The 25,919-nt window shown below is 62.9% G+C and carries 24 protein-coding genes, 1 tRNA gene and 1 other RNA gene; 16 read left to right on the top strand and 10 right to left on the bottom strand.

The genetic code is table 11. From position 1 onward, the window contains the following. Window positions 1–38: 38 nt before the first annotated feature. Window positions 39–410 carry a hypothetical protein gene (locus SU48_RS12120; protein WP_064015464.1) on the bottom strand — a complete coding sequence of 124 codons (372 nt, stop codon included), beginning with the start codon at window positions 408–410 and terminating at the stop codon, window positions 39–41. A 61-nt stretch (window positions 411–471) separates the two neighbouring features. Continuing rightward, window positions 472–978, bottom strand: a complete 507-nt coding sequence (locus SU48_RS12125) for a hypothetical protein (protein WP_157451160.1) — start codon at window positions 976–978, stop codon at window positions 472–474. Between the two features lie 582 nt (window positions 979–1,560). Between SU48_RS12125 and hflX the strand changes: the two genes are divergently transcribed. The 4 genes from hflX (at window position 1,561) to SU48_RS12150 (ending at window position 6,147) form a co-directional block, all read left to right on the top strand. Beyond that, window positions 1,561–3,312, top strand: a complete 1,752-nt coding sequence (gene hflX / locus SU48_RS12135) for a GTPase HflX (RefSeq protein ID WP_064015467.1) — start codon at window positions 1,561–1,563, stop codon at window positions 3,310–3,312. 125 nt (window positions 3,313–3,437) lie between these two features. Continuing rightward, window positions 3,438–4,406: an endonuclease/exonuclease/phosphatase family protein gene (locus tag SU48_RS12140; RefSeq protein WP_064015468.1), complete on the top strand. Its 969-nt coding sequence runs from the start codon at window positions 3,438–3,440 to the stop codon at window positions 4,404–4,406. 49 nt (window positions 4,407–4,455) lie between these two features. Beyond that, window positions 4,456–5,442, top strand: a complete 987-nt coding sequence (locus SU48_RS12145) for a diacylglycerol/lipid kinase family protein (protein WP_064015469.1) — start codon at window positions 4,456–4,458, stop codon at window positions 5,440–5,442. A gap of 9 nt (window positions 5,443–5,451) precedes the next feature. Continuing rightward, window positions 5,452–6,147 carry a PHP-associated domain-containing protein gene (locus SU48_RS12150; RefSeq protein WP_064015470.1) on the top strand — a complete coding sequence of 232 codons (696 nt, stop codon included), beginning with the start codon at window positions 5,452–5,454 and terminating at the stop codon, window positions 6,145–6,147. 21 nt (window positions 6,148–6,168) lie between these two features. Here the strand turns inward: SU48_RS12150 and SU48_RS12155 are convergent, their stop codons facing one another. Beyond that, window positions 6,169–7,173, bottom strand: a complete 1,005-nt coding sequence (locus SU48_RS12155; RefSeq protein ID WP_064015471.1) for a glycoside hydrolase family 10 protein — start codon at window positions 7,171–7,173, stop codon at window positions 6,169–6,171. A 140-nt stretch (window positions 7,174–7,313) separates the two neighbouring features. On the opposite strand from SU48_RS12155, the gene ssrA reads away from it, so the two are divergent. From ssrA to SU48_RS12180, 5 genes are all read left to right on the top strand, one after another. Beyond that, window positions 7,314–7,661: a transfer-messenger RNA gene (gene ssrA, locus SU48_RS12160) on the top strand. A 119-nt stretch (window positions 7,662–7,780) separates the two neighbouring features. Then, window positions 7,781–7,866: transfer RNA gene (locus SU48_RS12165), tRNA-Leu, on the top strand. Between the two features lie 94 nt (window positions 7,867–7,960). Then, window positions 7,961–8,416, top strand: a complete 456-nt coding sequence (locus SU48_RS12170; RefSeq protein ID WP_064015472.1) for a protease inhibitor I42 family protein — start codon at window positions 7,961–7,963, stop codon at window positions 8,414–8,416. 96 nt (window positions 8,417–8,512) lie between these two features. Then, window positions 8,513–8,968, top strand: coding sequence for a hypothetical protein (locus SU48_RS12175; protein WP_064015473.1), 456 nt, complete (start codon window positions 8,513–8,515; stop codon window positions 8,966–8,968). Window positions 8,969–9,144: 176 nt separating this feature from the next. Then, window positions 9,145–9,621, top strand: coding sequence for a hypothetical protein (locus SU48_RS12180; protein ID WP_064015474.1), 477 nt, complete (start codon window positions 9,145–9,147; stop codon window positions 9,619–9,621). 78 nt (window positions 9,622–9,699) lie between these two features. On the opposite strand, the gene SU48_RS12185 is transcribed toward SU48_RS12180, so the two are convergent. Both SU48_RS12185 and SU48_RS12190 read right to left on the bottom strand, forming a co-directional pair. Further along, a complete protein-coding gene (locus SU48_RS12185) occupies window positions 9,700–10,359 on the bottom strand; it encodes a potassium channel family protein (protein ID WP_064015475.1) in 660 nt (219 codons plus the stop codon). A 43-nt stretch (window positions 10,360–10,402) separates the two neighbouring features. Further along, entirely contained in the window at window positions 10,403–11,893 is a 1,491-nt protein-coding gene (locus SU48_RS12190; RefSeq protein ID WP_231881623.1) for a TrkH family potassium uptake protein, read from the bottom strand. A 130-nt stretch (window positions 11,894–12,023) separates the two neighbouring features. Between SU48_RS12190 and proS the strand changes: the two genes are divergently transcribed. The 7 genes from proS (at window position 12,024) to SU48_RS12225 (ending at window position 21,242) form a co-directional block, all read left to right on the top strand. Then, window positions 12,024–13,523, top strand: a complete 1,500-nt coding sequence (gene proS / locus SU48_RS12195) for a proline--tRNA ligase (RefSeq protein ID WP_064015476.1) — start codon at window positions 12,024–12,026, stop codon at window positions 13,521–13,523. A gap of 359 nt (window positions 13,524–13,882) precedes the next feature. Continuing rightward, a complete protein-coding gene (locus SU48_RS12200) occupies window positions 13,883–15,022 on the top strand; it encodes an NAD(P)/FAD-dependent oxidoreductase (protein WP_064015477.1) in 1,140 nt (379 codons plus the stop codon). Between the two features lie 402 nt (window positions 15,023–15,424). Next, window positions 15,425–15,946, top strand: a complete 522-nt coding sequence (locus SU48_RS12205; protein WP_064015478.1) for a DUF4388 domain-containing protein — start codon at window positions 15,425–15,427, stop codon at window positions 15,944–15,946. Between the two features lie 207 nt (window positions 15,947–16,153). Next, on the top strand, window positions 16,154–16,948 hold the full coding sequence (locus SU48_RS14410; RefSeq protein WP_231881624.1) for a hypothetical protein: 795 nt from the start codon (window positions 16,154–16,156) through the stop codon (window positions 16,946–16,948). Between the two features lie 364 nt (window positions 16,949–17,312). Further along, window positions 17,313–17,822 carry an NUDIX hydrolase gene (locus SU48_RS12215; protein WP_064015479.1) on the top strand — a complete coding sequence of 170 codons (510 nt, stop codon included), beginning with the start codon at window positions 17,313–17,315 and terminating at the stop codon, window positions 17,820–17,822. Continuing rightward, entirely contained in the window at window positions 17,815–20,628 is a 2,814-nt protein-coding gene (locus tag SU48_RS12220; RefSeq protein ID WP_064015480.1) for a valine--tRNA ligase, read from the top strand. The genes SU48_RS12215 and SU48_RS12220 overlap by 8 nt, the downstream gene beginning before the upstream one ends. 113 nt (window positions 20,629–20,741) lie before the next feature. Then, complete coding sequence (locus SU48_RS12225; RefSeq protein WP_064015481.1) at window positions 20,742–21,242, top strand: hypothetical protein; 501 nt, start codon at window positions 20,742–20,744, stop codon at window positions 21,240–21,242. A gap of 9 nt (window positions 21,243–21,251) precedes the next feature. On the opposite strand, the gene SU48_RS12230 is transcribed toward SU48_RS12225, so the two are convergent. The 5 genes from SU48_RS12230 to SU48_RS12250 form a co-directional block, all read right to left on the bottom strand. Then, on the bottom strand, window positions 21,252–21,869 hold the full coding sequence (locus SU48_RS12230; RefSeq protein ID WP_231881625.1) for an HD domain-containing protein: 618 nt from the start codon (window positions 21,867–21,869) through the stop codon (window positions 21,252–21,254). Beyond that, window positions 21,866–22,999: a cysteine desulfurase family protein gene (locus tag SU48_RS12235; protein ID WP_064015483.1), complete on the bottom strand. Its 1,134-nt coding sequence runs from the start codon at window positions 22,997–22,999 to the stop codon at window positions 21,866–21,868. Before SU48_RS12235 ends, SU48_RS12230 begins: the two co-directional genes overlap by 4 nt. A gap of 24 nt (window positions 23,000–23,023) precedes the next feature. Next, window positions 23,024–24,754, bottom strand: coding sequence for a PASTA domain-containing protein (locus tag SU48_RS12240; RefSeq protein WP_064016040.1), 1,731 nt, complete (start codon window positions 24,752–24,754; stop codon window positions 23,024–23,026). A gap of 154 nt (window positions 24,755–24,908) precedes the next feature. Beyond that, window positions 24,909–25,205, bottom strand: coding sequence for an AzlD domain-containing protein (locus tag SU48_RS12245; RefSeq protein ID WP_064015484.1), 297 nt, complete (start codon window positions 25,203–25,205; stop codon window positions 24,909–24,911). After that, a complete protein-coding gene (locus tag SU48_RS12250) occupies window positions 25,202–25,864 on the bottom strand; it encodes an AzlC family ABC transporter permease (RefSeq protein WP_064016041.1) in 663 nt (220 codons plus the stop codon). The genes SU48_RS12245 and SU48_RS12250 overlap by 4 nt, the downstream gene beginning before the upstream one ends. Window positions 25,865–25,919: the final 55 nt, after the last annotated feature.

The raw sequence follows: 25,919 nt of genomic DNA on the forward strand, positions 1-25,919 counted from the left end.
ACCGAGAAATCAAACGGGGACGCAGTGAAACTTACCCGCTAACGGCCCCCCAAGCCGATAAATCCGCCGCCTAACCCCAGCCCCAGCACAAATCCCAGTACCCCTAGCCCGAAAATTTGAAAGCGCACCGCCCACGACTCGGCCAGTACCAACGCCACTAAACCGAAGGCCAGCCAAGCGACAGGCGGCACGATAGTGACCAGATTGGGCCATCCGAACGGCCCACCGCGCAGTGTGCCTACGCCGACGGCAAAGGCCGCTGTGTACGACAAAATCAGCATGGACGCGCCCGCAATGGAGAGGCCCGCTGCAATCATGACGACTTGCGCCCGCGCCGCGCCGGACGCCTGCCAGCCTGTCCAGCCCAGCCAGAGGGCCGCCACCACCGTGAGTACCGCGTAGAGGGTCATGGGGTAGCGTAGCGCGAGGCGGCAGAGGCCGGGGGCAGAGTGGGACGGGGTAAAACTGCTTCTACCGACGAACGAAGGTTGGCCCGCGCACCAGCGGCCCCAGCGTGTTGTAGACCGTGAGGGCGTTGTAGACCCCGGCGCTGTCTTGGGGGGAGCGCCAGCGATCAAGTTCATTGTCTGGGATGGGTTCCACGACTACCCGCGAATAGGCTCCAGCGTTGTAAGACTGGGTTCTGTATGGCGTGGTGCTGATCAGTGCGCCGAAGGGCATGGCCGAAATGGTGGTACTGCCCGCAACGGTGGTGGTTTCTATATGCTGAAAGCTGAACGGCGCAGTCATATAAAAGTACTTCTGGCCGTTGCCCAGCGTCAGTTCTGCGCCCCGAAAAGCCAGCGCCCGTTCTATGTCGCCCTCGCGGGCAAAGCGGGTGCCCACGCCTTCTATCATCCAACGTTGCCCGTCCCAGCTTTCTCTGAACGTGCCTTGAAAGCCGTAGTCGTTCTTGACGGCGGCGCAGCCAGACAGCAGCAGCACACCAGCAGCCAGCAGCAAACTCGATTTCATCATCTTCCTCCTAGCGGGCCGGGGCAAAGCACAGACGGAAGCGGGTGGGAGGACTTGAGAATAAAGGTGGAAAGACGGACTGTGTCATGGCCGCCCCGAATAGGCTTAACGGTTGGCAGAGCTGCGCTTACGACTCTGTCTTTTCCCTCCCCACTCGGCCCTTCCCACTCCGCCCCTTCCTACTACGCCACTTTGCCGATGCCCCCGCCCCGGCTGGCCGCTAAACTGCCCACACGATGATCAACTTCCTGAAGTGAAAGCACACGTTTCCCTGCGGCTCCCTCGGATATTCTGAGGCGATGCCCGGACGTGTGCTGTGCCCCGCCCCGCGAACGCTGTTCCGGTGGCCTTCAGGCGGCTTTGAGTCATGAGCTTTGAACAACACGATGATTGCTGCCACCTGCGCCGAACGGGGCATGTCCCACGTCTCACCCCCACACCCTCCCCCATAGGCTTCCACTGCATGCCCAGCCTTCCAGAAGAACGCCGGAAAGCCGTCCATTCCGTGAAAGCCTTCCTCTTCTCACTCGCCCTGCTCGGTTTGAATCTAGAATTCAAACGGAACTTTTAAGGAAGTGACCACACATAGATAAAGTCCTAGGGAATACCTCCGGCCTGCGTCCTGCACAACTGAAATCGCTGAGCAACCTGTACCGCCGCCGCATCGAGCCGGGGCGCGTGGGTTCGCCGGAATTGGCCCGCAACTTGGCCGAATTGGCTTTCGATATTCGCCGTGAAGTGAGCGTCCTCATTGACCGCCGGGGCCGCGTCATCAGCGTGTCGGTGGCCGATGCCAAAGCCGCCGAACTGCCCGAACTCCGCATGGGCGAGAACCGCCTCGCTGGATTCCATCTGCTGCACGCGCACCCCAAAGGCGGCGGCCTCAGCAAGGGCGACCTGTCCACGCTGTTTCTGAAACGGCTGGACGCCATGAGCGCCATCGAGGTTCGCGCTGCCAACGGCGAGGGCCAGCCCGGACTCGTTCACACGGCCCACCTGACCCCGCCCGGCACGGTGGGCGAGGAAGAAGACTGGCGCATCCTGCCGCCTGTGCCGTCCTTTCAGATCGACGAGTTTGATCTGGGGGCGCAGGTGTCGGCGCTGGAAGAAGAAATTGCGCGGGCCGCCCGCACCCGGCAGGCCACCAAAGACCGCGAACGCGCCATTTTGGTGCAAATAGATCAGGGCGAATTTGACGCCGACGAACGCCTGACCGAACTGGCCGAACTGGCCCGCACCGCTGGCGCAGACGTGGTTCACAAAGAACTGGTGTTTCGGCGCAACCTGAAACCCGGCACGCTGGTGGGCGCGGGCAAGCTGGAAGAACTGACCAGCCGCGCCTACCATCTGGACGCCGAACTCCTGATTTTTGGGCAAGAGTTGGGGCCAGCGCAGGCCCGCGAAATCGAGGCTGCCACGGGCCTGAAGATCGTTGACCGCACGCAATTGATTCTGGATATTTTCGCGCTGCACGCACAGGGCGTGGAATCGCGCCTGCAAGTGGAATTGGCGCAGTTGCGTTACATGAAACCCCGACTCCTAGGTGCGGGTGCACAGCTCTCACGTATCGGCGGGGGCGGGGGCAGCGCGGCGGGCGGGGCCATCGGCACTCGCGGCCCCGGCGAAACCAAGCTGGAGCTGGATCGCCGCCGGATCAATGACCGCCTGAGCTTCTTGGAAAAACAATTGGAAAACGTCGCCATGCGCCGCGAGGAACGCCGCAAACAACGCTCGCGCAACGAGGTTCCGGTGGTCTCTATCGTGGGCTACACCAACGCGGGCAAATCTACGCTGCTGAACGCCTTTACGCACGCCACCGACGAACCACGCCGCGTGCTGGCCGAAAACAAACTGTTTGCCACGCTGCGGCCCACCAGCCGTCAAGGCTTCATCGAGGGCATTGGCCCGGTGGTGCTGACCGACACGGTGGGCTTTATCCGCGACCTGCCCAAAGACCTGACGCGGGCCTTCCGGTCTACGCTGGAAGAAATCGGAGACGCCGACGTGCTGCTGCATGTGCTGGACGCCGCCAGCCCCGGCGCAGACACCCGCTTCGACGCCGTGAACCGCATTCTGGAAGACCTCGGCTTCCGCGATATGCCGACTGTGGTGGCCCTGAATAAAGCCGACGCCACCGATGAAGACACCCTGCGCCGCGAGCAGGGCCGCATTCTGGACACGGTGGGCGAAGAAACCCCGTCTATTCCCACCAGCGCCCTGAACAACCGAGGCCTAACTGAACTGCGGGAAGCCCTCGCAGACGCGATTAACCGGGTGCAGCGCGAGGAATTGGCAGCGAGAGAAGAAGTCCGGGAACGGGCGGCGGAGTGGCAGTAAACCGAACGTAGAACTTGGAGTGTTGATCGTGGAAACAGCTCAACCACGATCTACGATCCACCCACCACTCTCCATCTTTAGACTGTCGCAGCCTGCCGCCCCATCGGTCAGGCTGCGTGTTCTCTATGTGGCGTTCGCGGTTGGCTTGGTTGTATTTGGCAGTGGTGGCCCTCGCTTGGGCCTTGGGCGAGTGGGCAGCCGAAGCCAGTGTGCCGACGCTGTTGCTGGCCTACCTTCCCCCGGTGGTGTGGCTGTTGCCTGCGCTGCCCGTGCTGTGCTGGACGCTACTTCGGCGGGATGGGCGGCGGCGCGGGTGGGCCACTGCGGTGCTGGCAAGTGCGCTGGCCGCGTGGGGCGCTGGGCTGGCAGACGGCGCGTTTGCCCTCGCTCCGGCCAACTCCGCCGACACCTTGCGCGTCGTGACTTTCAATACGGCACGCGGCACCCGCATCAGCGCCGATAAAATGGCCGCCAACCTGCGGGCCATGAACGCCGATGTAGTGCTGCTGCAAGAAACCCGTTTCATGGATACCGGCTACCGCGCCGCCCTGCTCGCGGGCCTGCCGGGGTATGCGGTGCATTCGGCGGGTGAAGTGATGACGCTCTCACGGTTACCTGTACTCAGCACACAAGCATTCGCGGCCCCCGGCAGCAACCGCCAGTACTTGCAGACGACCCTGAACTGGCGGGGCCAACGCCTGCGCGTGGTCAATGTCCATCTGAATACAGTGCTGCTGTCGCGTGCATTGGCGGGCGACTGGGACAGCGTGGGCCGCACCCGCGACGTGCGGGAAGAGCAGGTGCGAACGCTAGAGCAGATTGCTGCCGCAGAATCCGGGCCACTGCTGCTGGCAGGCGACCTGAACACCCCACCGCGTGGCCGCCTGTACCGCCGCCTGACCCGCGCTTACGGCCCCAGCGCCCACGATCAGGCCGGACGGGGGCCGGGGTGGACATTTCCCAGCCTGTACCTACGAATAGATCATGCGATGGCACGCGGGCTACAGCCTGTGCGGGTGCAAGTCTTGCCCGACGCGGGCAGTGACCATCTGCCGCTCTTGGTGGAGTACGCGCTGACCCAAACCGGAGAGTAGAGGAATGATAAGTGCCTCTGGTTCCGGTCTGAACCTATACACTCGCAGCATGACGCTGCACCCCGTTCCACACACCGTAGGCGTCCCGGCACAGCCTCAAGCTCAGGCCACATCTCAGTCTTTGGCGCAGTCCACCGAAGCCACCCTGATCTACAACGCCAAGGCGGGCACCAGCGAGCGGGCCAGCCCTGACCATCTGGTCGAGGAACTAGCGGCCATCGGCTACCGTCCGATTTACCGCGCTACCGCCAGTCCAGACGATATTGCCCAAGCTCTGGAAGGGGCACGCGGCACGCTGTTCGTGGCGGGCGGAGACGGCACGTTGCGGGCGGTGGCGCTGCATCTGCTGGCCCGCCCCGAAGAAGAACGGGCAGCCTTGCGGGTGGGCGTGATCCCGATGGGCACGGCCAACAATGTGGCCCGCACGCTCGGTGTCTTGGGCGACCCGTTAGAAGTGATTCGGGCCTACGCGGGCGCTCAGGCCGTGCCCTTTGATGTCGGGCGGGTGCGTGGGCCTTGGGGCCAAGACCTGTTTTTGGAAGCGTGCGGCTGCGGCCTGTTTGCCGACGTGATGGCCGAATACGGCCCCGACGAGGGCAAAAGCGTGTTGCGGGCAGTGCAGGCCATGATCCGGGCCATGCCGGGCTTCGCGCCGCCCACCGTGTCACTGACGCTGGACGGGCGGGCCTTTCCCGACGACGCCTACACCATTCTGGAAGTGATGAACACCAGCGCCACTGGCCCCACGCTGCGCTTTTCGACGCACGCCGACCCCACCGAGGGCACGCTGGACGTGATCCGGGTGGCGCATTCTGACCGCGAAAGCATGCTGGCCTACCTGACTTCGCTGCTGACCGACACCTTCGAAGACCGTCCCAGCGTGCAAAGCCACGACGCCCGCGTGACGGAAATCAGTTATGTGGGCCAGATTTTTCATGTGGACGGCGAGACGCGGCAGGCGGCCCCCGGCGGCAGGGTCAGCATCGAAGCGTGGCCGGGCGCGTTGCAGATGCTGCGGCCCCAGCGCCAGCCCTAAAGACCGCAGATGAACAGACCACAGATGAAAATAGACCTGCACATGCACACCGAGGTCAGCCACGACTGCCGCACCCGCCTGCGCGATATTCCGGCGTGGATGCTGAGCGGGGGCACACGCACCATTGCCGTGACCGATCACGACCAGCAGCGCGGCGGCCCGGAATTGGCCGCCATCGTGGCCGACATGGGCCTGTCGGAGCGCCTGAATATCATTGCCGGAGAAGAAATTACGACTGCTGAGGGCGAACTGATCGGGCTGTTTTTGACGGAACGCATTCCACCCCGGCTGTCGCCCGAAGACACCGTGCAGGCCATTCACGCTCAGGGCGGCTTGGTCATGCTTCAACACGGCTTCGATCCCCTTAAACGCTACCGCCTGAAGCCTGAGGCCACCGCCCGCATTGCCGATTCCATCGATCTCGTGGAAGTCTTCAACTCGCGTGTGTCGCGGCCCCGCTGGAACCGGGCGGCGGCGGCGTGGGCACAGGAGCGCGGCCTGCCCATGTGCGCGGGCAGCGACGCCCATACCCTGCAAGACATCGGGGAGGCGTGGGTGGAAGCTCCGTTTAGGCCCATTCATACCCCCGCCGACTTGTTGGCCGCACTCGCTGAAGGCACGGTGGGCGGGCGCTGGACGCATCCGGTGCAGGCTTACGGCATCAAGCAATGGCGCGTGCTGCGTGGGAAATTGGGGCGTGGATAACTGCGGCGAGACAGCGAGGCTCTACTTCACCCCCGGTGTCCAGCCGAACACTGCCGCGTTGCCGTAGCCGCTGGCCCGCACGGCTTGGAGTTGCGCGGCCAGCGTGGGCGACCCTGCCCCGACTTGCAAGCCCGGCCACACCAATTGCCGCTGCGGAAATTGCAACAAGGCCAGCCGCGTGAGGGCGGTATAGGGCAGGTACACCATCGGCATGGCGGCTTCCAGCCCCGGCCACGCCTGCCAGCGTTGCAGCGGATCGTGCGTATAGAACACGGCGGCGCTGATCAGGCCGCGCCCGCCCGCCGCCCGGTAGGTGCTGCTGAGGGTTCCAGCCAGTTTGGTAATCAGGCCCGCCCGGTAGTCTGTCCAGAGCCGCCAGCCCTCGGTGGCCGTGCCGTCCTCGTTCTGGCGTTTCAGGGTGCGGGCGTCCAGGCCCGTTTGGGCGGCGAATCCGGCGAGGGCAGTGGGGTGATACCCGAAGTCGGTTTCGCGCGGGTAGCGCAAGTAGTCCAGATGCAGGCCCGCGCTGGGATACAGGGTCGCCACCTCACGGGTCAGGGCGGTCAGGGTGGCCTGCACCTCGGCGTCGGCAGGGTCGACGAAGCCCAGTTTGCTGAAGCTCAGGCTGGGGCGGCCCTCCAAGCTCAGGGTCGCCATGCTGTCTTTCCAGAGCGGCGTGACTGGAATGCCAAACGACGCATCGGGCCGCCAGTACAGCGTTTCTATCCACACGTTCACACGCGGCCCACCCCTTTCTTGCACGTTCAGCGCCGTTTTTACTGCGTCATAGTTCAGCTTGCGCGGAAACTGCGTGCTGTTCCACGCCACGCGCCCATGATAAAAACCCTCCAGCAGCACATCGGTAAATCCGGCGGCCCCAGCGGCATTCAGGGTGCGCTCCAGCTCGGCAGCGGTGGCGGGGGGCCGCAGCCAAAAGGCGGTGCGGGCCGTGCCAGACGGTACAGACGGCGCGGCGCAGGCAGTGAAACTCAGAGCAAGCAGGGAAGTGAGAACAGTGAGACGCACGCCTCAGCGTAGGCCATTTGCATGAGTGCTGGCCCCTATGAATCGTCAGCCCCAGATCAGCGTCAAAGTGCTATACTTGCCGTCGCTGAGGGACTCTGCACGGCCAGCCCGAACAGAGTTGCGAGGCGAGAACACCCGCTGGGGGTGACCCGGTTTCGACAGGGGAACTGAAGGCGCTGCTGCGTGTCGAGGTGCCGTGGGCCTCGTAAAAAAACGGCAAAGCCTTTAACTGGCAACCAGAACTACGCTCTCGCTGCTTAAGTGAGACAGTGACCGTCTAGCCCGGCCTTTGGCGAGGCGCGAACTGAAACAAAAGAAGGCTAGCCCAAGCGAGGTTCCATAGCTGACGGCGAAAATAAGTGGGACTACGGTCAAGGGAAACCCGCCCGCTGGTGGCCCAAGACCCGACAATTAAACAGCGGGATACACACGTAGACGCACGTTGAACGAACCTTTGGACGGCGGTTCGACTCCGCCCACCTCCACCACCCGCCCTGCCCCTCCCGGCAGGGTTTTTTTGTGCTGGCCTGCTGAATGGCTGGCTTTCTGGATAAAAATTTCGATTTTTGCTGGTATACTGCGTCCGTATTTCGCAGCAGTCGTCTGGGCCGGGATGGCGGAATCGGTAGACGCACCCGACTTAAAATCGGACGGTCTTTGACCATACGGGTTCAAGTCCCGTTCTCGGCACCACAAACACGCCCTCTGTTGCAGCGCCCCCTCATGTTATGGGGGTGTTGTGCTGTATAGACACATCCAAACCCACAAACTCAGGCAGGATGAAGGGGTGAAACCTTTGCTGGCCGCGCTGTCTGTGTTCGCCCTCACTTCTCCCCTGTTGTTGGCCGCCGCACAGCCAGCCAGCGCCCCTGCAAAGGCCACCATGACGCGCACATTGGATATCTCGGCCACCCAGACCACCCGTACCCTGACCGTGCAGGCGGGCGACGTGCTGCGCTTTCATTTGCCGACGCAGGCGGGCACCGGCTATAGCTGGCGGGCGGTAGAGGTGGAAGCCCAGTATCTGGTGCTGATCGACAAAACCAACACGCCACCTCCCGCCCGGCCCGCGGGTTCGCCTCCGGTAGTGGGCGGCGCTGGCTCCACCTTGACCTACGTGTACTACGTGAAAAAGGCGCTGACACAGGGCACGGCCCGCTTCGCCATCCCGGTCAGTTTTGTGGACACTGGCCCCGGTGGAAATTCCGAGCCGCTGCTGACGTTTACCCTCACTTCTAAGTAACTTGGGGAAAGGCCGCTCAGCCGGGCCTTTGAACTGCCGAACTGTAACGGCGCTGCCGATCACGGGCCGATCATCCAGCTGGCCTAAGCTGCACGCATGGCCGATTTTCTCACAGGCGAACAAGAAGCGGGCGTTGTGCAACAAGTCTTTTTGCTCGAAGATGCGGCGGGCGGCGGCCTCCTCCTGAGCACCGACTCCATGCGGCGGCTCCCACCTTGGCCGGAGGGGGTCAGCGACTTGCTGAGCAGCGTGTGTACCGCGCTGTACGCCCTTCCCGCGCTGCAATCCGGGGAGCTGCACGTTCAGGCCGAACTCTATATGGCCGGAGTTCTGGCCGAGGCTGGGCGGCGGCTGGAAGGCTGCACCGGGCGGCTGGACGCGGGCAGCCAAGTGGTGTATCTGGGCAAAGCAGGCGGCTTCGTGTGCGGGCCGGTGCCGTGGACACAGCCGCAACCACTCAGCGCTTCCCTGTTGGCCCCACCCGCCCCCCAACTGTCTGACCACACCGACGACACTCGGGAGGGGGCACTGGGCTGGGAACGCGCCCGCTGATCGGAACCACTGATACGGATGCCGGCCATTCCGTTATCTTTCAGAACAGCGCCGAAAGCTAACTCCATTCTGGAATCCGTACTTTTCCTAGTCCTTCCAGTCGGATTTCGCAGTTATTTCATAACTGTTCAATCGGAATCCGTATGAGGGGGCCGCCGCGCCTTACACTGACGGTCATGTCGTTTGCCGCGCTGCCTCTGTTCTACCTCCTGCTCACCCTGATCTGTGCCGCAGGACTGGGCACGCTGCTGCTGCGTCCGGGCGCGGCGCGGGCAGGGGTGGTGTGGGCGGTAGCGGCGCTGCTGCCTGTGCTGGCGGCAGTATCGGCGGCCCTGACCGGGCAGGCGCGGGCCAACCAGACCCTCAGCGGTTTCAGCAGCCAACCCCTGACCGTCACGCTGGTCAATCCGGCAGATGGGGGCACCGACGCCCGCCCGGTGACGCTGAACACCAACGACGCCGCCTGCTTGGAGCGAACGCTGCGCCTGATGACGTCCACCACGCGGGCCAGTCTTCAGGTGCCGGGCTTGGCCCCTATTCCTCTCTCTCAGGCCACCAAGTTGGAGGGCCAGTTGCCGCCGCAGAGCATCGCCGAGGCGCTGGAAATACGGGGGGATTTGAGGTGCGGGATCATCCGGGAGGAACAGCGGTAGGGGATCGTGGTGAGCCGTGGGAAGACCTTAGAGATTCAGTTTACATTTCCACGATCCACCGACCACGATCCACTCGTCTCATTCTCCCAAATACCGCCGCAAATCGTCCAAATTATGTGCCGTGCCGATGACCACCAATTTGTCGTGTGGACGCAGATCATCCTCGGCGCGGGGGGTCACTTCTACCTTGCCGCCCCGGCTGATGGCAATAATCTGCACATTAAAGCGGCCCGTGAGGTTCAGGTCACGCAGCGTGCCGCGCAGCCGTTCATTGGCCTCAATTTCCACGATGGCGTAATCGCCGCCCAAGTCCAGCGTATCTACGATGTTGGGGGTGGCAATCTGGCGGGCCAAACGCACGCCCATATCGTGTTCGGGCCGGATGACCAGATCGGCCCCGATGCGCTCCAGCACGCGGCGGGCCATTTCGTCAATCGCTTTGGTGACCACGTAGGGTGCGCCAAGGCTCTTGGCATTCATGGTGGCCAGAATGTTGGCCTGCACATCGGTGCCGATGGCCACCACCACCACATCGAAATCGGATGCGCCGATGGCCCGCAACGCCCGCTCGTCGCTGGCGTCTACGACTGCCGCGTGGGTCACGAGGTTCATCACGCGCTCCACGTTTTCTTCGTGTTGGTCAATGGCCACGACTTCATGGCCCATTTCGTAGAGGGTGGTGGCAACGGCGGTTCCGAACCGGCCTAAGCCAATGACAAGGCATTGTTTGGTTTTCATAGCAGAAAGGTTCCTTTGATCAAATAAAGCCTGTTAGCACGCTTCAGCCGATGATGATGTCTTTTTCGGGCGGATATTTGACCAGATCGGCGCGGCGGCTGGAGTTGAAAGCCACAGCAAACGTCAGTGGCCCGATGCGGCCCAGATACATCAGCAAAATAAGAACGACATGCTGAGCAGGCGACATGATCGGGGTGGCATTCATGCTGAGACCCACCGTGGCAAAGGCGCTGACCGTCTCAAAAAACATCTGCACGAACGTGATCTCAGGATTGATGTTGAAGACAAGCAACAGCACGAACATGCCATTGACGAGGCCGATGCTGAGGAGGCCCACCGTCATGGCTCTGATAACCGTGTCTTGGTCTATGCGGCGGCGGAACAGATTGATCTCTCCGCGCCCGCGCACCATGCTCCACGCACTTGCCATCATGACGTAGAAGGTGCTCGTTTTAATCCCGCCGCCTGTCGAGCCGGGGTTGGCTCCGATAAACATCAGGATGATGGTCATGAACAGGGTGGCGTAATTCATGACCCCGTAGTCCAGCGTATTGAATCCGGCGGTACGGGTGGTGACACTCTGAAAGAAAGAAGCCAGAAGTTTGTCGCCAAAGCCCAACGGTGCAAGTGTTTTGGGATTGCTCCATTCCATCAGCAGGTAGGTGGCTGTACCCACCGCCAGCAAGACGCCCATCATGGTGAGGACGAGTTTGCTGTGCACCAACATGCGGTTGCGGCGCGGATTGACCAGATGGGCCACCACATTCAATTGCACCAAAAAGCCCATGCCGCCCAGAATAATCAGGCCTGCAATAGTCATACTGACCAACGGATCGCCCACAAAACGCACCAGATTGTCTGAATACAGGGCAAATCCAGCATTGTTGAAGGCGCTGACCGAATGAAAGACGGAATAGAACAGGCCCGGCCCCCACCCTTCTAGGGGAACGAAGCGGAACGACAGCAACACCGCGCCCGTGAGTTCTATCAGGAAGGTAAACAAGAAGATGTTGCGAATAAGACTGAGAACGCCGCCGACATCGAAGGCACTGACCTGTTGCGCCAAGCGAATACGCTCCGAATAGTTGACGCGGCGGCCAATGAGCAGAGCAAAGACCGTACCGAAGGTGATGATCCCCAGTCCGCCCACCTGAATCAGCAGCATGATGACCACCTGCCCCAGTCGGTTGAAATCCTTGCTGGGATCGATGACATTCAGGCCCGTGACACACAGCGCACTGGTGGCCGTAAACAGGGCCTGCAAAAAGTTGACGCTGCGTCCCGGCGAATGCATGATCGGCAGCGACAGCAGGCAGCCGCCCACGAAAATGGCCGCCGCGAACGACAACGCGATCAATTGCGGCGGGCTGATGCGTGAGAGCAGCGGCTTTTTAATGCCGCCGGGCGTTGCCCCGCCGATGCCGGAACTGCCCAGCCCGGAACTGCTCAGACCAGAGCCGTTCAGGCTGGAGCCAGCGCGGGAGCCTTCCGGCGGCGGAGGCGGGGGGGGGTCATTGCGTGGGGGGCGCGTCATGGGGAACGGCGGATTCTACCACCGCACCCGCTGAATAGCTCAGCCCGCCCCCCCCCTCATTCCCACCCGGCCTCCCGCCTCGCTAAGCTGGGAAGCCTAGAACAGCCCCGAACCCGTTATCCTGCTGCCAATGACTAAGGACGGCAAGGGCAACAGCGACAAAGGCAACGACAAGAAGGCGCAGCAATACGGCGTGACGCCCCAGAGCGTGGATTTTAACGACTGGTACAACGAAGTCGTGAAAAAGGCGGACTTGGCCGACAACAGCCCCGTCGCGGGCGCGATGGTCATCAAGCCCTACGGCTCGGCGCTGTGGGAAAACATCGTGCGCTGGCTGGATGACCGTTTCAAGGCCACCGGACACGAATCGTTGGTGTTCCCCACGCTGATTCCCATGAGCTTCATCATGAAGGAAGCCGACCACGTGGAAGGCTTTGCGCCCGAATTGTTTACGGTGAACAAGATCGGCACCGAAGACCTGACCGAGCCGTATGTCATGCGCCCCACCAGTGAAACCATCATCGGTCATATGTGGAGCGGCTGGCTGAACTCTTACCGCGATCTGCCCTTTTTGCACTACCAGTGGGGCAGCGTGTTCCGGGCCGAACTGCGAACCAAAGCCTTCCTGCGAACCTCCGAGTTTTACTGGCACGAAGGCCACACGGCGCATGTGAATGAGCTGGAAGCGCGGGCGGAGGTGCGGCAGATGCTGGACATTTACCACGAGTTCTGCCGCGACATTCTGGCCCTACCTGTGGTGCGCGGCGAAAAAACGGCGTCCGAACGCTTTGCAGGCGCACTCGCCACGTACTCCATCGAGGGCATGATGCGCGACGGCAAGGCGCTGCAATCGGGCACGTCGCATTACTTGGGCCAGAAGTTCTCTAAAGCCTTCGACGTGAAATTCCAGACCCGCGAGCAGAAGGAAGACTGGGCGCACACGACCAGTTGGGCCATTTCCAGCCGGATTATCGGCGCACTGATCATGACGCACGGCGACGATCAGGGCCTGATGATGCCGCCCAACATTGCCCCCATTCAGGTGGTGGTGATCCCCGTAGGCCGCAAAGACAACTTTGATGAAATGGTGGCCGAAGGCGAGAAACTGGCCGCCGAGTTGCGGGCCTCGGGCCTGCGCGTGAAGGTGGACAAGCGCGACGGCGTGAGCAACGGCTTCAAGTACAACGACTGGGAACTGAAGGGGGTGCCCGTGCGTGTGGAACTTGGCCCCCGTGACCTCGAATCGGGTGTGGTGGTGGTCAAGAACCGTAACAGCGCCGAGAAGGAAACCTTGCCCCGCGCCGAAGCCGTAGGCGGCATGACAGACCGTTTGGCCGGAATTCAGGGTTGGCTGCTGAAACGGGCCACCGACTTCATGCTGGACAACACCGTGAACGTAGACACCTACGAGGAATTCAAGGCTGCCATAGAAGCGGGCAAATGGGTGCGGGCCTTCCACTGCGGCGATCCGGAAAGCGAAAAGGCCATTAAGGATGACACCAAAGCCACCGCCCGCAACATTCCACTGGACGACGCCGAATTTTTTGCCGAGGCTGAAGAAGGCGTGTGCGTGCATACCGGGAAGCCTGCGGCCTATGGCAAACGGGTGATTTTCGGACGCCAGTACTGAGGGGCGGAACGTGAGCGGGAGGAAGGGCGACCCCCGGTAGCCGGGGACGTTGCCCGCCTGCCGCTGTGGCCCCGGACTGCATCAAAAGTTGCAACGCTGGCCGTAACAGCATCTAGACTGGGCTGAGGCGAAGGCGCTGAAGAACAACGCCGATCCACACAGTGTTTTGGCCCTGAATATGTGGCCGCGTGTCGCCTTGAGGCAACCAAAACACCCCTCTCAGGGAGGCCCGGAGAGTTGGTGTAAGGTGTACACTGTGGAACGTTAGACAGGCGGGAGTCTGCCTGAAACCCACCTCGTGAATCAATTCACAGGAATCTTGGGGGTTGCCCCAGCGGTTCCCCCACAGGAGCAAGCATATGAAGACCCTAATCCTCGGCGCTGGTTACGCAGGCCTCGCAGTCGCCACCAAAATGAAACCCCTTCCTGATCTGGAAACGCTGCTCGTGGAGCAAAACGCCTTTCATACCTTTGAGACGCGCCTGCACGAAGCCGCCGCGCACAACACCCGCGTGACCATGCCGCTTGCGCCCCTGCTGAAAGGCACAGGCGTGCATCTGGAGCAGGCGCAGGTGGAAGGCGTGAACCTAGATGAGAAGGAAGTGACCCTGAAAGACGGGCGCGTGCTGACTTACGACACCCTTGTCGTAGGCCTCGGCAGCGTGACCAACTTCTACCGCATTCCGGGCTTGGCTGAAAACGCCAGCGAACTGAAGCAGCTCAGCGACGCCGACGAAATCTTCAATTACGTGAACCGCGTGTTCGCCAACGATTACCACGGCAACCGCGACATCGTGGTGGGCGGCGCGGGCCTGACGGGTGTAGAACTCGTCACCGAACTCGCGCAGCGGGCCGAACTGCTGAGCAAAGAGCGCGGCCTCCCTCCCTTCAAGATTCACCTCGTGGAAGCTGGCCCCAAGATTCTGCCCATTCTGGACGAAGCCCTGCGCCTGAAAGCCCAGAAAACGCTGGAAGAGTACGGCATCAACATTCTGGTGGGCCACCGATTGATGCAGGCCACCGCCGACAGCGTGACCGTGCAGACCGCCGACGGCGAGCAGAAGGTCATTCCGGCGGGCAAGATCATCTGGACGGGCGGCATTCAGGCCCGCGACATCGTGAAGGGCAACAAGGTTGAAAAAGGCCCCGGCGGACGCATTGCGGTGGACGCCCAACTGCGGGCCAAAGGCTACCCCGACGTATTCATCATCGGTGACATGAGCCTCGCGCTGAACCAAGAAGGCAAGCCGGTGCCCACTACCGCGCAGCACGCTGGACAGCAGGGCCGCCTGACGGGCAAAAACCTGATGCGCCTTGCCAAAGGGGAAGAAGCCGAAGCCTACGAACCCACCACTCTGGGCGAATTCGTGAGCCTCGGCGGCTTGATGGCGGTGGGCTGGATGAAACTGCCGTGGAACCAGAAACTGGCGATTACGGGCGGCCTCGCCCACGTGATGAAGCGGGCCAGCGAGTGGCGTTGGCGCGCCAGCATCGACTGAGAACAGGTTTTCACTAGAACGAAGCGGGGCGCTGTGTCGAGTTGGCACAGTGCCCCGCTTTTTGTTGTGTTCCGGGATTGTGGGTGAACCCCCCCGTTGCTGGCGCGACGCCCCCCTTATACCAAACTCAGATGATTCCAGTGCAGTGTCTGGAATCATTCGAGCAACGCGAGTACGAGAACATACGGGACTCAGGAGATGGACGAATATCCGGCGCAGTTCTGGATATTCGGGAATCAGATGAGTCCCGTATTAGAAGTGGAGACATAGGCTGTTGCGCTCCCTTCAAGGGGGGTTTACACGCCGACGCCGAGTCCACTGCTCATCTCTGCCCCACCCCCCCTACCACCCCAAGCTGACCCCTGCCCTTTCAAGTCCCCAGCCCTTAGAATGCGTTTACTCATGGTACGTGGCGATCTGGCTATTTTTCCCCTGTTGTCGGTTATGCAGATGCTGCTGTCGAGCGGGCGGGCGGGCCGTTTTAGCGTCGAGCACCCACGCGGCGGGGCGCTGTGGCTTGATCCCGGCGAGGTTATTCACGCCCAAGCGGGGAGCCTGAGCGGCGAGGCGGCCCTGCAAATGCTGGCGAGCTTGGACGGCGGCCAGTTTCAATTCGAGCCGAACCTGATTCCGCCCTCGCGCACGCTGGCCCTGCGGCGCGACGCCACCCTCAGGCGCATGCTGGACGACAATGAAGCGTGGATCGTCTTGCTACGCTCCTTTCCGGATTGGGAAAAGCCTGTGCGCTTTACGGCCCGCTGGAACGATACCCAGCCTGTGACCCGCAACCAATACCGCGCCCTGAGCCTCATTCCCGACGGCGTGACGTTGAGGGTCTTGCTTGACCGCAGCGGCCTGCCTCCCCGTCAGGTGATGGATACCCTCAAACCCTTTATGACGGCGGGCCTGATCGAAGTCGGCTGACGGTAGGGTGGTGGGCTGGAGGGTGTAGGGCGCGAGACAGGCGTGGTGGCCGATAAACTTGGGCATCACGCCTGTGTGTGAATGTGCCGAACTCTGCGAAAAATTGATTGCTGGGCCAAGCCGCCCCCCCAAGATGAGCTTGTTATGTAACCGCTCTTGCCCACGCGCCCGCAAGCTCAGGCATGATGGGGGGAGTGGAGGATACGCATGAGCGCGATCACGTCTAGACCCGGCACGCACAGTTCAGAGCCGAAGACCCAACAGGAAATGACGGAGCGCGCGGCAACGCCAGCTGCTGGCGCGCATCCGAGTTGGCAATACCAAGACCGTTTTGAACTCTGGGTGGACTGGATGCAGCGCGGTTCGGGCGGCCACTGGCAACCCCATGAACCCGTGCTGCAACGCACCTTCCGCACCCGCGAAGAAACCTTGTTGCAAGCCGAACGCTTTATTCAACGCGGCGATTTTCCGATGGGACAGCGCAGCACCGGCGGCACCACCGCCCCCGTGACCCTGATGAAGAACCGCCGCGCCGCCTTGCTACAAGCTTTCCGGGAGGCCGAGGGCGACGGCGTGACCCTGATCCGCGAAGTGGTGTTCCCCATCGGTGAATACGCGCTGGCCGTGAAGGTGACCCGTGAGCGCCTGCCCGACGAAATCCGCACGGCCTTTGAACAAGACGCCAATCCGCTGCGGAGCTTGGTGGGCCAGCAGGTCAAGCTGACGGTGATGATTCAGCACCCGTATGACGTGCTGAGCCGTGCTGAAGGCGTATTGGACATCGGAGACAGGAGCGCCCGCGTAGGCGGCGAAGTGCTGACTTTTCCGGTGGGGGCCGCCGTAACAGGTGTGCCGTACCGCACCGTCACGGTGGCCGTGCCGCGTGGATTTATGAAAAAGCCGCTGCTGTACCGCTTCGAGATTGCCGATTTGCCGAGTGCTGATTTACCTAGTGCCGCTTTGCCGAGTGCTGATTCGTCCTCTGCGCCCGCTGGGGAATAAAGGCACGTCTTTCGCCCGCCCCACGCCGTATACTGATGGAGCAGTGACCGGGAAGAGTATCTGGCTGTTGTTTGAATGTTCGGCCCCCACAGGAAGCCCCGCCGAGACTGAGAGCCGGGGCGGTTAGGCCACCAGAGAACGTCGCCCGCGAGCAAGACGGTAGAACTTTCCACTCTAGCGGTGGAAACAGTAGACCCGTCCGGGTGCGCCCGCTACAGCGCAGCAAGAGCGCCCTGCATTCAGCAGGGAAGTGCGGTGGTACCACGGGATACAGAGCTTCACGTCTCGTCCGCGTCCGGGAGAAATTCCGGCGGACGAGGCGTTTTTTGTTGTCTGTGAGGGCCAAAAGGATGGAGGTGGATCGGTGGTCACATTCTACAATTCCGAAGGCCAATCTTCTGAAGCACAGGCGCGGGCCGACGCCCAAGCTCTGGGCCTGCGCGAGAAAGTCCTCTGCTTTGTGCATGACGGCCAAAAGCTATTGGTTTTCGATCATGCAGATGTCCCCGACGCAGGTGTACAAGTCCCTGCGGGCGGCGTGGAAGCGGGCGAAACCCCAGCCGAAGCCGCCGTGCGGGAACTGCGAGAAGAATCCGGCCTGACGCTCAGCAACCCGCACTTTCTGGCTGCTTACCGCTGGGAAGCCCAGACGCCCGAACGGTTCACCCGCCAAGTCTGCTACGCCTTCGCATTTACCGCACCCGACGACTTGCCCCACAGTTGGATTCAGCACGCAGACGGCCACCGGTTCGCCTTCCGCTGGGCTGACCTGAACCGCCCCGAACTGGATTGGGAGATGGACGCCGCGCTCCCGCACTTATATTCCTTCCTTACCAAAACGAACCGCCCCAACAGGAGCCTTGCCCATGACTGACCCCACGCTTGCTGACACTGCCCCCGCCGATACCGCCCCCGACACTACTGCCGAAGCCCCCGAAAACACGTCTGCCCTTGCCAAGCAATTCGACCCCGCCGCCATTGAACCCGCATGGGCCGGACGCTGGCGCAGCGAACCCTTCCGGGCCGATGCCAACAGCGGCAAACCTCCCTTTACCATCGTGATTCCGCCGCCCAACGTGACCGGAAACCTGCACTTGGGGCACGCGCTAGACAACACCCTGATTGACACGCTGATCCGCTACAAACGCATGCAGGGCTTCGAGGCGCTGTATCTGCCGGGCATGGATCACGCGGGCATTTCTACGCAAGTGGTGGTGGAAAAGCAGTTGCGGGAAGCGGGGCAGTCGCGCTTTGACCTAGGGCGCGAGGAGTTCTTGAAGCGCGTGTGGGACTGGAAAGGGCAGTCGGGCGGCGTGATTCTGAGCCAACTGACCCGCTTGGGCGTCAGCGTGGACTGGACGCGAGAGCGCTTTACGATGGATGAGGGCCTGAGCCGCGCCGTGCGTGCCCAATTTGTGCGGCTGTATCACGAGGGGCTGGCGTACCGAGGCGAGCGGATTGTGAACTGGGATCCGGCGGCCCAGACCACCCTGAGCGAACTGGAAGTCGACCGCGAGGAACGCAAGGGCAAGATGACCACGCTGGCCTACAAGCTGCAAGACCCGACCCAGCCCGCCAGCAACGGTGAAATAGGCGAAATCCGGATCGCCACCGTGCGCCCGGAAACGATCTTTGCCGATCAGGCCATCGCCGTGCATCCCGAAGACGAACGCTTCCGGCATCTGGTGGGCCAGCAAGCCCGCATTCCCCTCACGGGCCGCCTGATTCCGATTATTGCCGACGAGGCCGTGGAAATGGGCTTCGGCGTCGGCGCACTGAAAATCACGCCCGCCCACGACGCCACCGACTTCGAGGTGGGCGAGCGGCACAGTCTCCCCCGCCCCAGCGTCATCGATTTGCAAGGCAACCTGACCAGCGACTTGGTTCCCGAAGCCTTCCGAGGCATGGAACGCTTCGCGGCGAGAAAAGCGGTGACTGCTGCCCTGATCGAAAGCGGTGATCTGATCGAAGAGCGCGACCACGTGACCGCCATTGGCCTGAGCGAGCGCACCAAGGTTCCGGTGGAGCCGATCATCAGTACGCAGTGGTACGTGAACGTGAAACCGATGGCCGCCAAAGTGCTGGAGGGCTTAGACCGGGGCGAAATCAAGCTGACGCCGGAGCGCTACGCCAAGGTGAACCGCGACTGGCTGGAGAATATCCGCGACTGGAACATCAGCCGCCAACTGTGGTGGGGCCACCAGATTCCCGCTTGGTACGACGAGGAAGGCAAGGTGTACGTGCCTGACCCGGAAAACCCGGAACTGGACTGCGACAAAGACCCCCGCTACGCCCACCTGACGTTGCGCCGTGACCCTGACGTGTTCGACACTTGGTTTTCCTCGAACCTGTGGCCCTTTTCGACGCTGGGCTGGCCCGACACCGACAGCGAGGATTTCCGCAAATTCTACCCGACGCAGGTGTTGGTGACGGGCTACGACATCCTATTTTTCTGGGTCACGCGCATGGAAATGGCCGGATACCACCTGACCGGGCAAGCGCCCTTCAGCACGGTGATGCTGCACGGCCTGTATTTGGACAGCAAGGGTCAGAAGATGTCCAAGAGCAAGGGCAACGGCATCGACCCGGTGGATTTGTTCGACCAGTACGGCGTGGACGCTTGCCGCTTCGCCTTTGCCAGCCTCAGCACGGGCGGGCAGGACATCAAGCACGATCCGCGCCGCTTCGAGCAGGGGCGCAACTTTGCCAACAAGCTGTGGAACGCGGCCCGCTTTGCGCTGATGCGAATTGGGGAAGCCGCGCCCGCGCTGACCGGCTCTGACGACCTGACCCGCTACGTGCGGAGCGCGACAGAGCAGAACGACCTGCACGGCTCCGACCCGCTGCGCTCCGGCGACGCCCTGACCAAGCTGAAGGCCCGCGCCGACCTCACGCTGGCAGACCGCTGGATCATCAGCCGCCTGAACGCGGTGACAGTCGAAACGGCGGCACACTTGGACGCCTTCGACATCGGCGCGGCCATTCGCACGCTGTACTCGTTTACGTGGGATGAATTCTGCGACTGGTACATCGAGGCCGCCAAGCCTACATTGAGCAGCGGCAACCTTGGCACGCTGGCGACCCTCAAGGCCGTGCTGGAGCATATTCTGAAGCTGCTGCATCCCTTTATGCCCTTCATTACCTCGGAGGTGTACGCCGCGCTGGGTCACCGCCGCCAACTGGCGCTGCACTCGTGGCCCAAGGAAAATGCCGCGCTGCACGACCCGGAAGCCACCCGCGCCTTTGCCGCCCTACGCGGAGCCGTGAGCGCCGCCCGCAGCCTGAAAGCTGAATTGGGACTGGCCCCGCAAGACCGCCTCGGCATGACGGTGGAGGGCGAGCAGGCCGCGCTGGTCACGCAAAATGCCCGTGTGGTGGAAACCATCGCCCGCGTAACGCTCGTGCCCTCGCTGGAAGGCCGCACCCTGAGTGCCGTGGAGCAAGGCGTGCTGGTTCGCGCTCCGCTGGAAGGCACCGTGGACGTGCAGGACTGGCTGGGCAAGCAGCGCAAACGCCTGACGGAACTGGACAAACAGATCAAGCAGGCGCAGGCCAAGCTGGACAACGCCGGATTCGTGGCCCGCGCCCCCGCCGAGGTGATTGAAGAGGAACAGCGCCGGGTACAAGACTTCGGCGTGCAGAAAGAACGGTTGGAAGGCGTGCTGGCGCAGTTCGCTTAAGCATTTTCAGTACAGATACGCCCCCGCGCCGCAAGGTGTCGGGGGTTGTTTGGTTTGAAGCCGGTCTCTTTATCAATCTATGAATCACCGGTGCCCTAGACTGGTAGGCAACGATGAAACGTCTTTCTATTGCGGTTGCGGCCCTGCTGCTGTTGGGAGCCTGTAGCCTCGGCCTTGATTTGTACACTCCACCCGACTCCAGAGACTTTGTGGCGTCCTGTGCGCGTGGCTACGACGCCGTAGCCTGCAAAGCTCTGAACAACGTCTCAGGCAGTCTCAGCGGAGAATTGACCTTTGTTCTGGTCAACGCATCCGACGCTGACAGCAAGGCGATGTTGGCCCGTGATCTGGCAAGCAAAGGGATAGGAATAGAGGCGTTTCTGAGTTCACCGGAGGCCCGAAAATTTGCGCTCGCCAATACATTTGTCGCTCCTACACTCTCTACCGGACGACTGGCGACGGCAGACGGCAAGGGACATGACGTGCAGTGCAGTCAGAGAGAGGGAACACAGTTTTGCCGCATTGACGGCCAGATTGAGGGATTCAACCAGTTGCAAAGGGAGCCCGGACGTTCTGGCAGCATCTATTTGATGGATGGCTATCTGCCGTTTTGAAGCTCCCGCTTACCCCAGAAACCGCTCTACCAGTCCCGGCAGCAGGCGGTAGATGTTGACGCCGCAGACCCCATCGAAATGGGTTTTGAGGGCCAGTTGAGCTTGCCACCTCTCCGGCGTGCGGTCATTGACGGTATAGCGCAGCGCCACATCTATCATCCGCTCCTGCATGGTGCAAAAGCCGTCGGCCAGCGCCAACATGTCGCACAGTTGCAGCAAGCGGTCTTCTTCCGACAGGGTGAGGGAAGCCAGCAGTTGCCCCAGCCGCGCAAAATCGTCCGGCGTGCCGTCCCACGCGCCTTGCAGGGTGTCCAGTTCGGGAATCACGAAGGAATGGGTCAGGGCAACTCGGGCCGCGTCGGTGTAGCCCAGCGCCGTTAAAAAGTCGTAGCCGTCCAGAATATGACGGTCTTTATTCGGCCCGGTGCGGCGGCCTAGGTCGTGCAGCAGCCCCAGCGTATGCATCCGCTCCGGGTCTAGGGTGGGATGCCGCTCGGCAATGGACTGGGCGGCCAGCGCCACATAGCGCGAGTGCGGCACCCACGCGCCGGGGTTCAGAGCTTCGGCGTCCAGCAACAATTGCTCGGCTACCTCAGGACTCGGCAGCGCAGCACTCGGAAGGGTCAACCCCGGCTCCATGCCGCCGCCTGTGCCAAAGCGTCTGCCGCTTGGTCTACTTCGGCATCGGTGGTGGCCCGCCCAAAAGAAAAGCGCAGGCTGGCGCGGGCGTCGGGTTCACTCAGGCCAATAGCGCTCAGCACATGGCTGGGCTGCATGGTTCCGGCGGCGCAGGCACTCCCGGCACTCGCGGCGATGCCCAACATGTCCAGATTCATCAGCAGGGCTTCTCCATCGGCCCCCGGCAGTGTCACCGACACGACTTTGGGGCTGCCGTCAGGTGGATGGTTGACGCGCAGGTTGGGAATGGCTGAAATACGCCCCATGAACCGCGCTTGCAGGGCCGACAGGTGGGCAAACGTGGCGTCCCGCTCGGCCTCGGCCTGAGTGAGAGCCACACCCGCCGCGTACACGCCCGCCGTGTCCTGCGTGCCGGGGCGCAGGCCGCCTTCCTGCCCGCCGCCCAACGTGATGGCAGGCAGCACCGTGCCGCGCCGCACGTACAGGAAGCCCACGCCACGCGGCCCGCCCCATTTGTGGGCGCTGATGGTGGCAAAAGTCACGCCCCACGCGGCCACATCCAGCTTCAGCACGCCGGGAGCCTGCACCGCGTCGGAGTGGTAGGGCACGCCCCTTGCAGCGGCGACGGCGGCCAGCGCGGGCGTGTCCTGCACGGTGCCGATCTCGTTGTTGGCGTGGTGAATGCTGACCAGCGCGGTGTCGGGGCGCAGTGCTTCGGCCAGTTGGTCTGGGGTGTAGCGGCCATGCGAATCGGGGGCCAGCCAAGTCACGGCCCAGCCCTGCGCGGCCAAGGCGCGGGAAGGGGCCAGCACCGCCGAATGCTCGGTGGGCGTGGTAATCAGGTGGCCGGGGCTGCCATGTTGTTCCTGCCACGCCCGCGCCATGCCCAGCAGCACATGGTTATCGCCCTCGGTGCCACCGCTGTTGGCGATCAGGTTGCGCGGATCGGTGTTCAGGACGGCGGCCACCCGCGCCCGGCCTTCTTCCAGCCGCTCACGGGCCGCCTGCCCCGCGCCGTGCACGCTGGCCGGATTGCCCGGCAACGCCGCCGCCTGCGCGTAGGCCGCCAGCGCTTCCGGGGTCATGGGGTGGGTGGCCGCGTAATCGAGGTAAATCATCTGGGCTTTAGTCTGCGCCAAACTTTACGGCGCAACGGTGGCAAATTCCTGTCCGTCGCGGCGGATCACGAACACGGTGTCGCCGCGCACGGCTAGGTCGCTTTTGCTGGCGGTGGCTCCGGCCAGTTGCCCGCTGTCGGTGGCCGACAACACCTCGCGCTCGCCGTCCTGATCGCGCACGACGATGGTGTAGCTTCCGGCGGGCAGATCGGCGGGGAAGGTGTACTGGAAGTTGATGCTGCGGGAAGCCGGGGCGTTGGCATCCGGGGCAATTTCGTTGGTGGGCGGGGTGGCGGGGATGGAGTCGGGCGTCACGGGTTCGGCGTCGGGCGTGACCGGATCGGGTGTCGCTTCGGGCACAGGATCGGGCACGGGTTCAGGCGTCGGCTCCGGCTGCACAGGCTCTTCTGCCGGGGGTTCGGGCTGTACGGGCACAGGCGGCACGTAAGGCGGGGGCAGGGGCAAACTGCCCGCTGGCAGGCTAGGGGCGGTATAGCGGGCGGTGGCGACGGTCAGGGTCACCGGGCTGCCCGCCGACACGCGCACATAAGGCGCAGGCGTCTGCTCCAGCACAGTGTTTTCGGTGCGGTCACTGGGCTGCTGCGTCACCTTGGTGACCACCAATCCGGCGGCGCGGGCGTGTTCGCGGGCCTGCGCGTAGGTCATGCCGGTCAGGTCGGCAATCCACGTCTGTTTGCCTTTCACGCCCGTAGACACCATGATCTGCACCGATTGACCGCGCTGCATGGTCGCGCCGGGTTCAGGCAGCTGCGCGATAATCCGGCCTTCGGGGGTATTGGTGAGGCTGCCGTCGACCTTGACCACCTTGCCCAGCGTCAGCGACAGGTCACGCAGGGCGGCGCGGGCCTGATCGGGCGTCAGTTCTTCCAACCGGGGCACCGTCAGCGGCGGCGGATTGTTGACCGTCAGGACGACTTGGCGGCCCACAGGCAGATTGGTTCCAGCAGCCGGGTCTTGACGAATGACTGCGCCCACTGGCAGGCCCGCGCTCTCGCCGTCGGTGTATTCCACCTGAAATCCGGCTTTGGCGAGCGCGGTGGCTGCGGTCTGGGCATTCTGGCCCGTCACCGCCGAGACCTCGCGCACGGGCGGGTTGAGGTACACCTGCGCCGCCTGCGCTCCCAAGTAGCCCGCGCCGCCCAGAAACAGCAGGCCGGGAATGAAGGTAAGCCACGCCCCCGGTTGCCGCTTGCGCTTGATTTTGCTGCCCAACAAGGGGGCCAACGTCGTCTGATTCAGCGCAATGACTTCTTCGGGTGTGCGGGTAGGCGGGGCGGGGCGCAGGTAAGCCACACGCGGCTCTAGGCCGTCCAGCACCACATCGGCGTCGCTGAGGGCAAAGCCGTTTTCGGCCAAGTTCGCGGTCAGTTCGCGCAGGGCTTCCACCGTTTCTTCCTGCTTTTTGGGCTGGGCCAGCAGATCGGCCAATGGCAGTCCGGCCACCGGTTGCCACACCGCGTAATACGCTCCGGGCCGCGCCACCACGTCGGTCAGGCCCGCAGGCTGAACCGCCCGGAGCGCCGTTCGGTACGCGTGAAAGCCCTGCCGATCTGCGGGCGTGGTCACATCGAACCACGCCACACGCCGGGTCACGCCCTCGCCCGCCCGCACCTCATTGACCGTGACGTTGCCCTCACGGGACAGTTCGCGCACGACTTCATATTTGCCGTCAATGACTGCGACAGGCGGCAGCGCCCCAAGGTCTGATTGTGAACGCGCTTCCGGGCCAGTCATGCGGGGAATAGCATAGCGCAGGGAACCGTGAGTGGTCAGTAGGGTGGGGTGAGTGGGCACACAGGGGAGCGTGGAACGTGGGAAGGGCGTGGGGCAACAGCCCTAAAGATTCATTCCACATCTCCACGATTCACACGCTTCCGATTCACCGCCCCTACAGCCCCAGCAACCGCGCTCCCCAATACGCCGCGAATCCGCCCAAGATTCCGGGGGCCAGACTTCCGGTGCGCCACATCAGCAGGCCGCCCACCACGCAGGCCACGAGGCGGCGCGGCCATTCGGGGCTGCTTAGCACTTCAGGCAGTACGAGGGCGGCGAACACGCTGACGGGCACAAATTGCAGGAACGACAGCCAGAACGGGGGCAAATGCAGGCGGCCTAGGCTCAGGCCCAGCCAGCGCACCGGGTAGGTCACGGCCCACATCAGAAAAATAACGAGCAGCACGCTCATGCTGGGGTTTCCGTGTTCTGCTTGCGGGTAGACAGGAAGGCCCCCAACAATGCCCCGCCGATTCCGGCCAGTAAAATGACCAAGCCGCCCGGAAGCACACGCGACAGGCCCCAGGCGCCCAGTCCAGAAGCCAGCGCCACCAGCACGGTCAGGCGGTCTTTGAGGAGCGGCACCAGCAGACCCAGAAAGGCCAGCGGAAAGACGACGGCTACACCCAACGCCGCCGGATCGGGCAGCACCGCGCCTGCCAATGCACCCACCAGCGTAGACAGATTCCAGATGAAATACAGGCTCAGTTCCGCGCCCAGCAGGAAGGCGAAGCTGAGGCCACCGGGTTCCTGCGGGCCGCGCACCACCGCCACCCCGTAGGCTTCATCGGTGAGAAATTGAGCGGCCAGCACGCGCTGGGGCCGGGTCAGCGGCAGCGTGCGCGAGAGGCTGAGGCCGTACAACACATGCCGCGCATTGAGGAGGGCAGTGGTGGCGATGATGCCCAGCGCGTTGGCTCCGCTGACAAACAGACCCGCCGCTGCAAATTGGGACGCGCCCGCGAAGACGGTGACGCTCATCAGTTGCGTTTCCAGCACGCTGAGGCCCGCCGCCCGCGCTGTGACCGCGTAGGCCACCGCAAAGGGAACCATGCCCAACCACAGGGGCATCAAGGCACGAAAGCCGCGCCAGAACGGGGGCCAGAAGGCGGGTAAGGGAGGGGTG

Origin of the sequence: Deinococcus puniceus (assembly GCF_001644565.1) — a bacterium.
Classification (GTDB): domain Bacteria; phylum Deinococcota; class Deinococci; order Deinococcales; family Deinococcaceae; genus Deinococcus; species Deinococcus puniceus.

Bases quoted from the DNA above. Each gene is read 5' to 3' on its own strand.
- SU48_RS12120 (WP_064015464.1), bottom strand. From the start codon at position 410: ATGACCCTCTACGCGGTACTCACGGTGGTGGCGGCCCTCTGGCTGGGC.
- SU48_RS12125 (WP_157451160.1), bottom strand. From the start codon at position 978: ATGATGAAATCGAGTTTGCTGCTGGCTGCTGGTGTGCTGCTGCTGTCT.
- SU48_RS12140 (WP_064015468.1), top strand. From the start codon at position 3,438: ATGTGGCGTTCGCGGTTGGCTTGGTTGTATTTGGCAGTGGTGGCCCTC.
- SU48_RS12145 (WP_064015469.1), top strand. From the start codon at position 4,456: ATGACGCTGCACCCCGTTCCACACACCGTAGGCGTCCCGGCACAGCCT.
- SU48_RS12150 (WP_064015470.1), top strand. From the start codon at position 5,452: ATGAACAGACCACAGATGAAAATAGACCTGCACATGCACACCGAGGTC.
- SU48_RS12175 (WP_064015473.1), top strand. From the start codon at position 8,513: ATGGCCGATTTTCTCACAGGCGAACAAGAAGCGGGCGTTGTGCAACAA.
- SU48_RS12180 (WP_064015474.1), top strand. From the start codon at position 9,145: ATGTCGTTTGCCGCGCTGCCTCTGTTCTACCTCCTGCTCACCCTGATC.
- SU48_RS12185 (WP_064015475.1), bottom strand. From the start codon at position 10,359: ATGAAAACCAAACAATGCCTTGTCATTGGCTTAGGCCGGTTCGGAACC.
- SU48_RS12190 (WP_231881623.1), bottom strand. From the start codon at position 11,893: ATGACGCGCCCCCCACGCAATGACCCCCCCCCGCCTCCGCCGCCGGAA.
- proS (WP_064015476.1), top strand. From the start codon at position 12,024: ATGACTAAGGACGGCAAGGGCAACAGCGACAAAGGCAACGACAAGAAG.
- SU48_RS12200 (WP_064015477.1), top strand. From the start codon at position 13,883: ATGAAGACCCTAATCCTCGGCGCTGGTTACGCAGGCCTCGCAGTCGCC.
- SU48_RS12205 (WP_064015478.1), top strand. From the start codon at position 15,425: ATGGTACGTGGCGATCTGGCTATTTTTCCCCTGTTGTCGGTTATGCAG.
- SU48_RS14410 (WP_231881624.1), top strand. From the start codon at position 16,154: ATGAGCGCGATCACGTCTAGACCCGGCACGCACAGTTCAGAGCCGAAG.
- SU48_RS12220 (WP_064015480.1), top strand. From the start codon at position 17,815: ATGACTGACCCCACGCTTGCTGACACTGCCCCCGCCGATACCGCCCCC.
- SU48_RS12225 (WP_064015481.1), top strand. From the start codon at position 20,742: ATGAAACGTCTTTCTATTGCGGTTGCGGCCCTGCTGCTGTTGGGAGCC.
- SU48_RS12235 (WP_064015483.1), bottom strand. From the start codon at position 22,999: ATGATTTACCTCGATTACGCGGCCACCCACCCCATGACCCCGGAAGCG.
- SU48_RS12240 (WP_064016040.1), bottom strand. From the start codon at position 24,754: ATGACTGGCCCGGAAGCGCGTTCACAATCAGACCTTGGGGCGCTGCCG.
- SU48_RS12245 (WP_064015484.1), bottom strand. From the start codon at position 25,205: ATGAGCGTGCTGCTCGTTATTTTTCTGATGTGGGCCGTGACCTACCCG.
- SU48_RS12250 (WP_064016041.1), bottom strand. From the start codon at position 25,864: ATGCCCCTGTGGTTGGGCATGGTTCCCTTTGCGGTGGCCTACGCGGTC.